Annotated in this window: 12 protein-coding genes; 3 read left to right on the top strand and 9 right to left on the bottom strand. The window is 72.9% G+C overall.

The window, feature by feature from the left end:
* Positions 1-103: 103 nt before the first annotated feature.
* The 3 genes from NO900_RS05895 to NO900_RS05885 all read right to left on the bottom strand — a co-directional run bounded on the left by NO900_RS05895 (position 104) and on the right by NO900_RS05885 (position 3,028).
* Entirely contained in the window at positions 104-1,012 is a 909-nt protein-coding gene (locus NO900_RS05895) for a Vms1/Ankzf1 family peptidyl-tRNA hydrolase (RefSeq protein ID WP_256408282.1), read from the bottom strand.
* Positions 1,013-1,492: 480 nt separating this feature from the next.
* Positions 1,493-1,837: a DUF5802 family protein gene (locus NO900_RS05890; protein ID WP_256408423.1), complete on the bottom strand. Its 345-nt coding sequence runs from the start codon at positions 1,835-1,837 to the stop codon at positions 1,493-1,495.
* A gap of 111 nt (positions 1,838-1,948) precedes the next feature.
* A complete protein-coding gene (locus NO900_RS05885; RefSeq protein ID WP_303654683.1) occupies positions 1,949-3,028 on the bottom strand; it encodes a decarboxylating 6-phosphogluconate dehydrogenase in 1,080 nt (359 codons plus the stop codon).
* Here NO900_RS05885 and NO900_RS05880 point away from each other — a divergent pair.
* Positions 3,027-3,503, top strand: a complete 477-nt coding sequence (locus tag NO900_RS05880) for a cupin domain-containing protein (RefSeq protein ID WP_256408280.1) — start codon at positions 3,027-3,029, stop codon at positions 3,501-3,503. The genes NO900_RS05885 and NO900_RS05880 overlap by 2 nt on opposite strands.
* A 16-nt stretch (positions 3,504-3,519) precedes the next feature.
* Here the strand turns inward: NO900_RS05880 and NO900_RS05875 are convergent, their stop codons facing one another.
* Positions 3,520-4,758 carry a threonine synthase gene (locus NO900_RS05875; protein WP_256408279.1) on the bottom strand — a complete coding sequence of 413 codons (1,239 nt, stop codon included), beginning with the start codon at positions 4,756-4,758 and terminating at the stop codon, positions 3,520-3,522.
* 178 nt (positions 4,759-4,936) lie between these two features.
* Between NO900_RS05875 and NO900_RS05870 the strand changes: the two genes are divergently transcribed.
* Positions 4,937-5,680 carry a helix-turn-helix domain-containing protein gene (locus tag NO900_RS05870; protein ID WP_256408278.1) on the top strand — a complete coding sequence of 248 codons (744 nt, stop codon included), beginning with the start codon at positions 4,937-4,939 and terminating at the stop codon, positions 5,678-5,680.
* A gap of 42 nt (positions 5,681-5,722) precedes the next feature.
* Here the strand turns inward: NO900_RS05870 and gcvPB are convergent, their stop codons facing one another.
* From gcvPB to fen, 4 genes are all read right to left on the bottom strand, one after another.
* Positions 5,723-7,153, bottom strand: a complete 1,431-nt coding sequence (gene gcvPB, locus NO900_RS05865) for an aminomethyl-transferring glycine dehydrogenase subunit GcvPB (protein WP_256408277.1) — start codon at positions 7,151-7,153, stop codon at positions 5,723-5,725.
* Positions 7,154-8,482, bottom strand: coding sequence for an aminomethyl-transferring glycine dehydrogenase subunit GcvPA (gene gcvPA / locus NO900_RS05860; RefSeq protein ID WP_256408276.1), 1,329 nt, complete (start codon positions 8,480-8,482; stop codon positions 7,154-7,156).
* Positions 8,483-8,635: 153 nt separating this feature from the next.
* On the bottom strand, positions 8,636-9,019 hold the full coding sequence (gcvH, locus tag NO900_RS05855; RefSeq protein WP_256408275.1) for a glycine cleavage system protein GcvH: 384 nt from the start codon (positions 9,017-9,019) through the stop codon (positions 8,636-8,638).
* Between the two features lie 233 nt (positions 9,020-9,252).
* Entirely contained in the window at positions 9,253-10,230 is a 978-nt protein-coding gene (fen, locus tag NO900_RS05850; protein WP_256408274.1) for a flap endonuclease-1, read from the bottom strand.
* Positions 10,231-10,382: 152 nt separating this feature from the next.
* Here fen and fer point away from each other — a divergent pair, with 152 nt between their 5' ends.
* On the top strand, positions 10,383-11,039 hold the full coding sequence (gene fer, locus NO900_RS05845; protein ID WP_256408273.1) for a ferredoxin Fer: 657 nt from the start codon (positions 10,383-10,385) through the stop codon (positions 11,037-11,039).
* Positions 11,040-11,075: 36 nt separating this feature from the next.
* Here the strand turns inward: fer and NO900_RS05840 are convergent, their stop codons facing one another.
* A complete protein-coding gene (locus NO900_RS05840) occupies positions 11,076-13,259 on the bottom strand; it encodes a DHH family phosphoesterase (protein ID WP_256408272.1) in 2,184 nt (727 codons plus the stop codon).
* Between the last annotated feature and the right edge of the window lie 82 nt (positions 13,260-13,341).

The raw sequence follows: 13,341 nt of genomic DNA, 5'->3' as shown, positions 1-13,341 counted from the left end.
CGCGTCGCGGTGATAGGCCTGTCCCCCGCGGCAGCGAGGTCGGGGCGGAGCGGAGCGTCGGATCGGGGGGCGTCGACCGGGGGCGTCAGACCGGTGCGAGCCGTCAGATCGCGTGGACCCGAGCGGTCCAGAAGTCGCGGAAGGCGTCTTCGAGGGCGGCCTTCGGCTTCCCCGTCGCGTCCGAGACGTCGGTGACGTCGGCGCGCTCGCGGACCTCGCCGAGGGCGCTCCGCTCGCCGACGGCGATCACGCGGTCGACGTCGTCCGCGTCGGCGACGGCCGCCAGCTCCCGGTTCGCCTTCTTCAGGTGGTCGTCGATCTGGCCCTCGCGGCGGCGCTCGAAGCGCCCCTGCGAGAACCCCCCCTTCGAGTGGGCCTCCTTCACGTCGGAGGTGAACCCCTCGAAGGCGACGCGCTCACGCCCCTCGTAGGTGCCGAGCGCGAACGTGTCCGAGCGGACCACCGCGAAGGCGAACCGGCCGGTCGGCCGGAACCACGCCGCCTCCAGGCGGAACGCGTCGGCCCACCGGTCGAAGGGCTCGGGCTCGATCGGGGGCGCGATCGCCGCGCTCACGGCGCCCGAGTCGTCGGCGAGGACGACCGCGGGCGCGGCCCGCCGAACCAACCGGGTGCGGTCGCCGAACCACTCGGAGACGCTCGTCGGCACCGCGTCGTCGCTCGGGACGAACGCCGTGAGCAGCCCCTCCGGGTCGTCGCTCTCCACGGCCCGAAACCGGTCGAGGATGTCCGACAGGCGCGGGCCGCGGGCGTCGCTCACGCGCCGGAACTCGACGGACGCCTCCTCGCCCTCCGCGCGGCTCAGGCGCTCCTCCAGCGACTCGATCCGGTGTTCGAGCTCGTTGACGCGCTCCTCGGCGCGCTGGCGGTCGGCGACCGCGTCCGAGCGGCGCTCCTCCTCGGCCTCCGCGCGGCGTTCGAGGTGGCGCTTCTCCTCCTCTAACTCCGCGATCCGCTCCTTCAGCTCGGCGCGCCCGAGCAGCCTGTCGATCATACCCGAACGGCGACCCCCGGCGACCTAAAAGGTGCGTCTGTGGCGGGAAGAATCTCGAAACAAGTTATAAACCGTCGCGGTGGCGCGCCCCGGTGAGCGGCCCGAAGGGCCGCGAGCCGACGGTGCGAGGGAGTCGGTCGCCCGGAGCAACGCGAAGGGCGACCGACGAGGCTGGGGAGGCGTGAGGTGCCGTGCGGTGCCGTGCGGGGCGGGTCTCAAAGGGGCAGCCACGAGGAGCGCGCAGGCGACGTAAGTACCGCAAGGAGCGAACGGAGTGAGCGACCGAGGAACGCAGCGAGCGTGCGCGCTCCTCGTGGCTGGGGCTTTGGAGGTGTCACCCGCCGATCCGCGGTCAACCGTTTATAAACAGACGGCTGGAGCTTTGGAGGGGTTTCCCACCGATCCGTGAACGACTAATTATAACCCACCAACCGGAGCGCAGATGCCACCGAAAACGAACTCAACGGAACCGGTCTCGTATCACGCGTTCACGTGCGGCTCCCAGCCCTCCCAGCGCAGCAGCGTCTCCGCCCGGTCCGCGTCCGCCAGCAGGACGTTCCGCCGGTCCGGAAGGCTCTCGTCCGCGATCTCGTGGGGGACCGCGAGCGTTCCGCTCGGCACGTCGTCGTCGCCGCCGACGGGGATGTGCCCGCCGCCGACCTTCATCACGAGGGGCGCGTCGAGCCGCTCGACCCCCTCGCCGTCCGCGTAGAGCTGCTCGTTGACGTGCTCGTGGTCGGCCCGCCGGATGACGGCGCGTTCGCCGTCGTGGGGCTCGACGTACAGTTCCCCCAGGTAGTACCCGCTCGAAAATCGCTCGAACATGCTGTGCGTGTCATCCTCTGCCACGATACTATATAAGCGTTGCCCGGAGGCCGATCGAAGTCGATAATCGGAAGAAAGCGGGGGTCGATCGAACGCGGAGCCCGCGACCCGCTACTCCCCGTCGGACCGCCGCGCGACCTCGTGACGGCCGAAGCCATATCGCAGTCGGTTCGCGAGCCGCCGGGAGAAGCGGCCCTCGTTCCGGGAGTCGAACCGCTCCGCGAGCGCCTGATAGATGAGCGGCACCGGGACCTCCTGTTCGAGCGCCTCCTCGACCGTCCACGTCCCGGTGGAGCCGCCGGCGACGTGATCGGCCACGTCGCCGAGGTCGTTGCCTTCCTCGCGGAACGCCTCCTCGCAGAGCTCCAGCAGCCACGACCGGATCACGGCGCCGTTGTTCCACGTGCGCGCCACCGACTCCGTGTCGAGGTCGTACCGGCCCTCGGCGAGCAGCTCGAACCCCTCGCCGTACGCCTGCATCAGCGCGTACTCCACGCCGTTGTGGACCATCTTCACGTAGTGGCCCGCCCCCGACTCGCCCATCCGGTCGTGGCCGGCCGGCCCGGTCGCGACCGCGTCGAAGACGGGGACCATCGCCTCGTACGCCCACGCCGGGCCGCCGACCATCAGCGAGAAGCCCGCCTCGGCGCTCGCCGGGCCGCCCGACGTGCCGCAGTCGAGGTAGGCCGCGTCCGTCCCCTGGGCGCGCCGGACCGACTCCTCGAAGTGGGAGTTCCCGCCGTCGACGACCACGTCGTCGGCGTCGAGGTGTGGCTCCAGGTCCGCGAGCGTGGCGTCGACCGCGTCGCCGGCGGGCACCATGAGCCAGATGCGCTTGCCGCCCTCGTCGCCGTCCGAGCCGTCCGAGCCGTCCAGCCGCTCGCAGAGGTCCGCGATCGAGTCGGCCGCCTCCGCGCCCGCCTCGGCCGCCGCGGCGGTCGCCTCCGCCGAGAGGTCGAACGCGACCACGTCGTGGCCCGCCGCCAGCGACCGGTCCGCGACGATCCGCCCCATCCGCCCGAGTCCGATGACGCCGAGTTCCATGCGCGAGGGGTGGCGACCGCCCGCCGTAGTGGTTCCGGTTCGGCGGCCGGCCGCGCCCCGGACCGCCGGTCGGTCCGCCGGCGGTCCGCGGCGACGCGGCTCGCGACCCCCGAACCGTTTTGCCCGCGGCCCGAGTGCCACGGCCATGCCACGCGTTAACGAGGACGAGCTCGACTGGGCGGAGACCGACCGCGGCGAGACGCGGTTCCGTCGGAAGCGGCTCGCGGAGGCGGCCGGCGGCGAGGGGATCGGCTGTAGCCTCTACGAGCTTCCGGCCGGCGCGAAGTCGTGGCCGTACCACTACCACACCGCCAACGAGGAGGCGCTCTACGTCCTCGCGGGCGAGGCGACCATCCGCCACGACGGCGAGACGCACGCGGTCGAGGCGGGCGACTACGTCGCGTTCGCGGCCGACGCGTCCGGCGCGCACCGCGTGGTCAACGAGGGCGACGAGCCGGTCCGCTACCTCGCGCTATCGACGATGACCGAGCCCGACGTGACCGTCTACCCCGACTCGGAGACGTTCGGCGTCTACGTCGGGTCGCCGCCGGGCGGCAGCGAGGAGCGCTCGCTGGAGGGGTATTACGAGGTCGACGGCGACGTCGACTACTGGGAGATGTGAGCGTCGGCTCGCGATCTCACAAGTCGATCTCGCCCTCGGCCGCGGCCTCCCGCTCCCCGAGGTGCGCCCGGAGCGCGTCGACGTCCTTGTTGCCCGCGCCGGTGTTCAGCAGGACGACGGTGTCGTCGGGACCGAACTCGCCCGACTCCGCGAGCGCGAACGCCCCCGAGACGGCGGCCGCGCAGGTCGCGCCGACCTCCAGCCCCTCCGACCGGGCGACCTCGATCGCGGCGTCGAGGATCGCGCGGTCGGTCGTCGCCACCGCCCCGCCGTCGGACTCCCGGACCGCGTCGAGGATCAGGTGGCTCGCGCCCGGGTCCGGGATCGCGATCCCGTTACAGGCCGTGTCGACTTCGTCGTTCGGAACCGGCTCGTGGCGGTCGGCGCCCGCCTCGTAGGCGTCGACGACCGGCGCACAGCCCGCCGCCTGCGCGGCGTACATCGGGACGAGCCCGTCGGTCCACCCCAGGTCGCGGACCTCGCGGGCCGCCTTGTGCATCCCGACGAGCCCGACGCCCCCGCCGGTCGGGTAGACGACCCCGTCGGGCGCCTCCCAGTCGAGCTGTTCGAGCAGCTCCAGCGCCATCGTCTTCTTCCCCTCGTGCCGGTACGGCGTGACGAACGTCTTCGCCGAGTACCAGTCGGGGTGGTCCTCCATCGCGTCGGCGTACGCCGCCCCGGCGTCGCCGATCTGCGAGCTCCCGTCCATCGGATCGGCCACCGTGAGGTCGGCGCCGTGGACCTCCGTCATCGCCTTCTGCGTGAACCCCGCCCGCGACGGGAGGAACACGTGCGCGTCGAGGTCGGCCCGCGCGGCGTACGCGGCCGCCGCCTGCCCCGCGTTGCCGGCGCTGTTCAGCGCGACCTCCTCGGCGCCGTGCTGGCGCGCGGCGGTCATCGCGAGGGACTGCCCGCGGTCCTTGAACGTCCCCGTCGGGTTCGCGCCCTCGTCCTTCAACAGGACCCGGCCGACGCCCATCGCGTCGGCGAGCGCGGGGCAGTCGACCAGCGGCGTCGCGCCCTCCCCGAGCGTCACCGCCGTCCCCGGCGCGAACGGGAGCAGCTCCGCGTACCGCCACATCGACTCGAACGGTCGCTCCGCGAGCGCCGCGGGCGTCAGGTCGACCCGGTCGTAGTCGTAGTCGGGGTCCAAGATCCCGCCGCAGTCGGGACAGCGGTGGGTCGCCGTCGCCGCGTCGAACGCCCCGGCGCAGTCGACGCACGAGAGCCCGGTGAACGCCTCCGTCGTCTCCATGGGGCCGGGGTCGAACGCGGCCCACTTCGGTCCACCGATCGCGGCGGGGGGTCGCCGACCGACCGGCGAGCGCCTTAATTCCGAAACGAATGAAGGGACAGCGGGAGGGAGGGGGACGCCGTAGCGTCGTGTGAATGCGCCGAGATCACCGCGGGACGGCGGTCGCGAGGTGGAACCGATGAGTCGGACGCGACTGCGTCTCGACCTCCCGGCCGACTCCTGGCTCGGGGCGGTCTCGCGGTCGTTCCCGGACGCGACGCTCCGGGTGACTGGAACCGCGGCCGCGGACGACGCGGACGTCACCGCGCTGGCGGTGACGGGCGTCGACCGCGCCGGCGTCGTCGAGGGGATCCGCGATCTCGACCGCGTCGACGACGTGGACGTCGTCGAGCGACGCGCGGCGGAGACCGTCGTCCGCGTCGCCGGACCGCCCCCGTCGTACGTCGCGGCCGCGCGGCGGGCCGGCGCTCCGGTCGAACCCCCCGTCGAGGTCGCGGACGGGCGGGCGACGCTCGCGGCGGTCGGCGACCGCGAGCGGCTCTCCGCGTTCGGCCGGCGGCTCGCGGCCGCGGGCGCCACGGTCGAGTCGGCGGGCGGCGACGGGCCGGAGCCGGTCCTCACCGAGGCCCAGCGCGACCTCGTCCGCGCCGCGATCGAGGCGGGGTACTACGACACGCCGCGGCGGTGCACGCTGACGGAGCTGGCCGCCGAGCGCGACATCGCCAAGTCGACCTGCAGCGAGACGCTCCACCGCGCCGAGGGACGCGTGTTACGGTGGTTCGTCGAGGAGGAGTTCGGCGCCGACGCGTCCGCCGCCGACCGCGGGGCCTCGGGCGCGCCGATCGACGGCCTCGACGACGGCTGCGAGGGCGACGCCGCCCGCGGCTCGGAGGCGACCGAGGTCCCGGCGACGGAACCGTAGCCGGCGACGGAAGCGCGACTCCGAGATCGGGTCTCGCCCGTGCTACTCCCCGTCCAGCGCCCGCCACGAGAGCCGCGGGTTCCGCGCGGCGGAGACCTGGTCGATCCGGCTCGCGGCGGTCCGGTTCGGCGCGGCGTCGAGCGCCTCGTCGGTGTCGGCGTACGCGAGGTCGAACGCCTCCGCGAGGTCGTCGAGCGACGACTTCCCCTCGATCTCGGTCGGCTCCGTCAGCATCGCCTCCGGCACCATCTCGGGCCACTTCGTCGTCGGCGGGTGGACGCCGAAGTCGAGCATGCGCTTGGCGACGTCGGCGGCGTCTCGCTCGCCCGCCGTCGCCGCGAACTCGTGGTGGAAGGGGCCGTGGGGCACGTCCAGGTCGATCCGCTCGGCGAGGTAGTTCGCGTTCAACACGGCCTTCGCGGCCGCGTCCGCGAGCCCCGCGTCCCCGAGCCGAGCGATGTACGCGTACGCCTTGATCAGCACGAGCCAGTTCCCGGCGAACCCGTGGACCTTCCCGATGGTGCGCTCCGGCTCGAAGCGCTCGTACCCGTTCGCGCCCTCGTTCTCGCGGACCTGCGGGGCCGGGAGGAACTCGGCCAGCTCGTCGACGACGCCGACCGGGCCCGCCCCGGGGCCGCCGCCGCCGTGGGGGGTCGCGAACGTCTTGTGGACGTTGTAGTGCATCACGTCGAACCCCATGTCCCCGGGGCGACCGCGGCCGAGCAGGGCGTTGAGGTTCGCACCGTCGTAGTAGAGCAGGCCGCCGGCGTCGTGGACGATCTCGGCGATCTCCGTGATGTCGCGCTCGAAGAGCCCGACCGTGTTCGGGTTCGTGAGCATGAGGGCGGCCGTGTCGTCGCCGACGGCCGCCTCCAGCGCCTCGACATCGACGCGGCCGTCGTCGCCGGAGGGGAGCTCGACCACGTCGTAGCCGGCGGTCGCGGCGGTCGCGAAGTTCGTCCCGTGCGCGGAGGCGGGGATCACGACCTCGGAGCGGTCGTCGCCGCGGTGCTCGTGGTACGCCTTCGCGACGAGGATCCCGGTGAGCTCGCCGGCCGCCCCCGCCGGCGGCTGGAGCGTCACGGCGTCCATCCCGCCGATCTCCGCGAGGAACTCCTGGAGCCGGTACCGGAGCTCCAAGTTCCCCTGCGTCGACCGCTCCGAGCGGTCCGGGTGGACCGCCGCGTTCGGGTCGGCGGCGACGTCCTCGGTGAACTTCGGGTTGTACTTCATCGTGCAGCTCCCGAGCGGGTACGGCCCGGCGTCGATCGCCCAGTTCATCTGCGAGAGCCGGGTGTAGTGGCGGGCGATCTCCGGCTCGGAGGGCGCGGGGAGCGTGAGCTCGTCCCGCGTCAGGTCGTCCGGGAGCGGGGAGTCCGCCCCGACGTCGACGGTCGCCTCGCCCTTCTCCGAGAGCAGCGGCTCCCGGACCGCCTCGGTCTCGCGCTCGTAGTTGGCCTGGTCGTGGATCACTCAGATCACCTCCTCGAACGCCGCGACGAGGTCGTCCGCCCGCCCGGCGTTCAGGTCGGTCACGCACACCTGGAGGAGGTGCTCGCCGACGACGTGGACCGCGAACCCCTCGGTCTCCAGGTCGGCGGCGATCGCCGCGGCCGGCTGGTCGACGCGCACGGCGAACTCCCGGACGTGGTGGCGGTCGTGGACCGGCGCCACCGCGCCCTTCAGCCCGTCGAGCCGGTCGGCGAGCGCGGCCGCCTCGCGGACGCAGTCGTTCGCGAGGTCGACGAGGCCGCCCGGGCCGAGCGCCGCCGCGTGGATCGCCGCGCGCAGCGCCACCCACGCCTGGTTCGTGCAGATGTTGGAGGTCGCCCGCTCCTTCCGGATGTGCTGCTCGCGGGTCTGGAGCGTGAGCGTGAACGCCCGGTCGCCGTCGGCGTCCTCGCTCGCGCCGACGAGCCGCCCCGGCACCTGCCGGAGGAACTCGTCGCTGCAGGCGAAGATCCCGAGCCCCATCCCGTCGGCGGTCGGGAGCCCGAGGGCGCTCGCCTCGCCGACGACGACGTCGGCGCCGACGCTCGCCGGCTCCTCCAGGACGGCGAGCGACACCGCGTCCGACCCGAGGACGAACAGCGCGTCGCCGTCGGCCGCGAGGTCGCCGATCGCCCCGAGGCGCTCCTCGACGCAGCCGCGGACCGTCGGGCTCTCGGCGTACACCATGACGACGTCGTCGCCGACGCGGTCGGCGAGGGCGTCGACGTCGGCGTTGCCGTCGGCCATCGGGTACGGCTCCACGGCGAGGTCGGCGCCGTCGCAGTAGTTCGCGAGCACCTCCCGTTTCCCCTCGCGGAGCTGCTCGGGCACGAGGACGGTGTCGCCCGCGGTCGACCGGACCCGGTCCGCGAGCGTCGCCGCCTCGCCGAGCGCGGTCGCGGCGTCGTACATCGAGCAGTTCGCGACCGGGAGCCCCGTCAGCTCCACGAGCATCGACTGGTACTCGAACAGCGCCTGGAGGAACCCCTGCGAGATCTCCGGCTGGTACTGCGTGTAGCTCGTGAGGAACTCCGCGCGGTCCGAGAGGTGGTCGACGACGCTCGGCACGTAGTGGCCGTAGTGGCCCCGGCCGAGGAACTCGGTCAGGTCGTCGTTCCGCGCGAAGATCCGCGAGCACTCCGCGCGGATCTCCCGCTCCGTGCGCGGCTCGATACCGAACTCGCCGTCGAAGGCGACGTCGTCCGGGATGTCGAACAGCGCCTCCTCGTCGTCGACGCCGATCGCTTCGAGCATCGCCGCGGTCTCCGCGTCGGTGTGTGGGGCGTACGGGGTCCCGCTCGTTCCGCTCATCGGTCCGCCCCCGCGTATCGGGGCGCTCGCGCGCGCCCGCCGTCGCTCAGTCGTCCGGTTCCGGGTCGTCCGTCGAAGGGTGGCGTGGTCATGGTCGTGTGTCCGGTGGTGGGTCCCGATCCGGCCCCCGGGTCGGAACCCGGTCCGCGGTCGCTACGCGATCTGCGCGTCGTACTCGTCGGCGTCGAGGAGGCCGTCGGCGTCCCCGCCGTCGACCGGCGCGACTTCGAGCATCCAGCCGTCGCCGTACGGGTCCTCGTTGACGAGCTCCGGGCGGTCGAACAGCTCCTCGTTGACGGCGACGACCTCGCCCGAGACGGGCGCGTAGAGGTCCGAGACCGCCTTGATCGACTCGACGACGCCGAACGGCTCGCCGGCGGTCACCTCGTCGCCGACCTCGGGGAGCTCGACGAAGACGACGTCGCCGAGCTCGTCCTGCGCGAAGTCGGAGACGCCGACCCGGACGGTGTCGCCGCCGGTCGTGGTCCACTCGTGCGATTCCAGGTACCGTAGCTCGTCGGGAACTTCGAAGCTCATTGGTGAAAGGGGTCGTCGTGGGGAGCTCGGACCGGCTGGCGCGGTCCGCCCGGCGCGCCCAGCCGGGTCGAACGGGTCCGTCGGGGGCGTCCGCGCGCGCCGACCGGCGGAATCCGCGGTCGAGAGGTGGTCCACGACACGTGTACTGCACCCTTTCCGCGACGGGAAATAAAAGGTATGTTCGCGGCCACCGCGTCGTTACCGCGCCGACCGCCTCCGCCCTCCGCCGCCGGTCACGACCACCGGTCGAGCCCGGTCTGGACCTGCGACTCCTCGATCCGCTCGAACCCGCGCTCGACCTCGTCGGCCGCGACGCCCCACTCGTCGACGACGTACGCGCGGGCGGCCGCGACGTCGGGGTTCACGTCGACGTCGACGTCGACGTCGGTCGCCGGCGGGTCCATGAACAGCTCGCGGATCTCGGCGGCGTTCGGGATCTCGGCGCCGCGCGCGTCGAGGACGCCCCAGAGGTCGCCGTGCTCTCTCACCGCCGTCACCGCGGTCTTGGGGCCGACGCCGTGAACGCCCTCGTTGAAGTCGGTGCCGCACAGCATGGCGACGTCGATCAGCCCCTGGCGGTCCAGGCCGAGCCCGTCGAGCGTCGCCGCGAGCTCCATCAGCTCCGGGTCGCCCTTGCTCGTGAGCTGGCGGAGGGTGGTCGGGGCGCCGAACAGCAGCGTGTCGTAGTCCTCGCTGCCGGCGTGGTCGACGGTCCCCGTCGCGGCCATGTGCGCGCACTGCGCCTCCCCCTCGGCGGGCGCCTCGACTATCGGTACGTCCAACAGCGAGAGCAGCTCGCGGGTCGTCTCCTGGATCGCGTCGGTGAGCCGCTGGGTGCGGGCCTCCAGCCGGGCGGCCTCGACCGCGTCCCCGCGCTCTTCGGCCGCGGCCCGTCGCTCCTCCGCCCGTTCGCGCTTCTCGCGGCGGTCCGCGACCTCGTCGGCCTTCAGGTCGGTGACGGCGCCGTCGAACACCATGACCGGGATCAGGTCGTGTTCGAAGAACTTCGGGAGCCCCTGTACGACGCCGATCAGGTTCGCGACCTCGACGCCGTCGGCGGTGGTGTACTTCCCCTCGGACGTCCACTTCACCGTCGTCGTGAGGTACCGGTACAGCCAGTTGTGCGCGTCGACGGCGACGACGCTCCCCTCGATCTCCTCGAAGGCGACGTCGCGGATGGCCGCGAGGTCGCGCAGGTCCGCGTTTCCCATTACGCATTCGCTGGGCGCCGCGGCTCTTAAACTATCGACTCGGGCGGCCGACCGGGCCCGGCGGCGACCCGCGCGACCGCCCCGATCCGGCTCCCGACCCTGCCGCATTGTGGGGCGTTTATGTGCGTCAGCCGACTACGATTCGGTAGCGAATGGTCTCGCCGTTCGAGGTGTTGGACGTCGACGAGGACGCCGACGAGGCCGCGATCGAGCGCGCCTACCGCGACCGGGTGAAGGAGGCCCACCCAGATCAGGGGGGGACCGTCGAGGAGTTCCAGCTCGTCAGGCGCGCCTACCGCGAGATCGACGAGCGGAGCCGAAACGGTGACGGCGCCGACGCCGCCGCGGTCGCCGACGTCGACCTGATCGACGACGAGGGCGACGCCGCCGAGGTGGACCCCGTGCGCGTCGAGTTCCTCGACTACGACGCGCTCGCCGACTACGGCTGGTCGCTCGACGACGACGACCTATTCCGGAAGGCGTCGCACGCCGACCTCGGCGCGGCCGAGCACGGGCGCCTGCTCGTCGAGCCCGACGAGAGCTTACTGGAGGCCGCGGAGAACCGCGGGTTCAGCTGGCCGTTCTCCTGTCGCGGCGGGGCCTGCGCGAACTGCGCGGTGTACCTCGTCGAGGGCGAGCTCTCGCAGCCGGCGAACCACATCATGCCGGAGGAGCTCGCGGAGCGGGGGTTCCGGCTCTCCTGTAACGGGTACCCGCTGAGCGACGAGCTGAAGGTCGTCTTCAACGTGAAACACCTCGCGGAACTCGACGACCTCATCCTCCCCCCCGGACCGTTCACGCGCCGGTGAGCGCCGTCGGCGGGCGCGGACGGGGCGGCGCGCCGCTCAGAACGCCTCGGCGACGGCGGCGACGACGGCGTCCTCGACCGCGTCGCGCTCGCCGGAGAGGAACTCGATCTTCCCCTCGCGGAGCCCGGCCGTCGCGACGTCGGCGGCGGGCGCGAGCTCGGCCGCGCGCTCGGCCACGTCGCGCACGGAGACCGCCTCGCTCGTCCGGATGTACAGCTCGTCGGTGCCGATGCCGACGGTCGCGTGCGCCTCGCCGTTCGCGCGCCGGCGGTGGAGGTCGTCGAGCAGGAGCGGCGTCGGCGGGAAGTCGTAGCGGTGGGTGTAGCCGTCCGTGTCGAGCACGTCGAACTCGACGCCGTCGACCGCCTCGGTGACGACGTTGGCGGTCGCGGTCTCGACCTCGGTCTCCAGCTTCTCGCGGAACTGCTCTGAGACGTGCGCGGCGAGGTTGCCGCCGTCCTCGAAGAGGAGGTCGGCGACGAGCTCCCGCTTGTCTTGGTACGACTGGTAGTACGCCTCCAGCGCGACCGCCTCGCGGAGCTCCGCGACGCGCTCGACGTCGTAGCCCGCCTCGCGGGCGAGGTCGACGTAGCGGTCGGGCGCCTCGTCCCAGTAGCTCACGGCCGGGAGGTGGCGCAGGTCGGCGCGGACCTCGTCGTTGACCGCGGAGGCCAGCGAGGCGACCAGCGCGCCCGTCGAGAGGTCGGCGTCGACCCCGTCGATCTCCGGGGAGACGAGCGTGTCGACCGCCTCGCGGGTCTCGGGGTCGGCGACCTCGGCGTCGACGACGACCGCGTCCACGCCGTAGACGGAGAGCAGGTCGATGCCGTCGGCCGACTCGACCGTCGAGCCGGTGCCGACGAGGAGGAACAGCGGGAGCTTCTCGTCGTGGCGGTCGCGGTCCTGCAGCATGCGGGTCGCGTCGTTCGTCGCCGCGTCCATCCCGTACACCGGGTCGTCGAGCGGGCGGCGGGTGAAGTAGTGGTACTCGGCGTCGCTCTTGGCGTGCTCGTCGCGGATCAGCGGGAGCACGGCGCGCTCGACCGCCGCGCCGGCGACGTAGCCGTCGGCGGTGGCGGGGTGGCGCACGACGATCGGGCGCGATTCGAGGACCGCGCGCCGGACCGCCTCCGCGGCGTCGAGCAGCCCGTCGGCGAGCTGCGCGACCGCCTCGTCGCCCGCGAGCGGCTGGAGCCCCTCGGGGCGCGCCTCGTCGGTCAGCGCCTCGGCGAGCCGGCGGCGGACCGCCTCGGCGGCCTCGCCGTCGAGGAGGACGAGCGCCTCGGACTCGACCTGCACGTCGCCACGGTGGCTCTCGACCTCGCCGTCGATCCGCACCGCGTCGCCGACCTCGACGTCCGGGTACGCGCGGACGCCCGGCTCGACGAACGCCGCCACGTCGACGACGCCGGTCTCGTCGCGCACCTCGAAGACGGTGGGGCCGCCGGTCTGCCGGACGCCGACGACCTCGCCGTCGATCCGCACCGCGTCGCCGACGGCCTCGGAGAGGGTGCCGATCTCGACGCGCTCGCGGTCGTCGTCGAGGTCGTCGGGCTCGTCGGTCCCCGTCTCGTCGTCTACGGTTTCGTCGTCCCCGGCCTCGTCGTCTACGGTTTCGTCGTCCCCGGCCTCGTCACCCGCGACCTCGGGCTCCGCTTCAGCCGCGTCGGCCGCGTCGGACTCGTCGACCTCGTCGGCCTCGTCGGCGAGTCCGTCCGGCGCTTCGCCGACGACCTCGGTCTCGTCCGCGTCGGCCTCGGCGGTCGGCCCGTCGCCTTCGGTCGCGTCAGCGCGGTCCGGTCCCTCGTCGGTCGCCTCCTCGTCGCCCTCGTCCGCCTCCGGCAGATGCTCGGTGTCGCCGTCCTGGACGAGCACGCCGCGGAACTCGCGGTCGGCCTGTCGGATCGACCACGCGAGGTCGATGTTCCCGTTGTCGCGGACGCCCTTCACCTGGACGAACACCTCGTCGCCCGGCTCCCAGTCGAGGCTGTCGAGCCGCCGGTCGAGCTCGGAGCGGTGGAGCAGCCCGGTCACGCCGGGGGCGAGGTCGACGAACACGCCGAACTCGGCGTAGCCGTCGACGACGCCGCGGTAGAACCGATCGGGCACGAGCTGATCGGGTGAGTCGCCGCGGAAGTCGAAGACGACGTCCTCCTGGTGCGGGTCGCAGATGCGCCCGCCGCCGTCGACGTCGACGCCACAGATGATACAGGATCCCATTTGAGTACACCGAGAGCCTCGGGCCTAAAACGGTTGTCGAAAGCCTCGCGGGAGCTACGCTTCGAAAACGGCCGGCGCGGGG

The organism is Halorubrum rutilum (assembly GCF_024494565.1).
The sequence above is the reverse complement of the archived record's forward strand: the minus strand, read 5'-3'. Positions and strand labels throughout refer to the sequence as shown.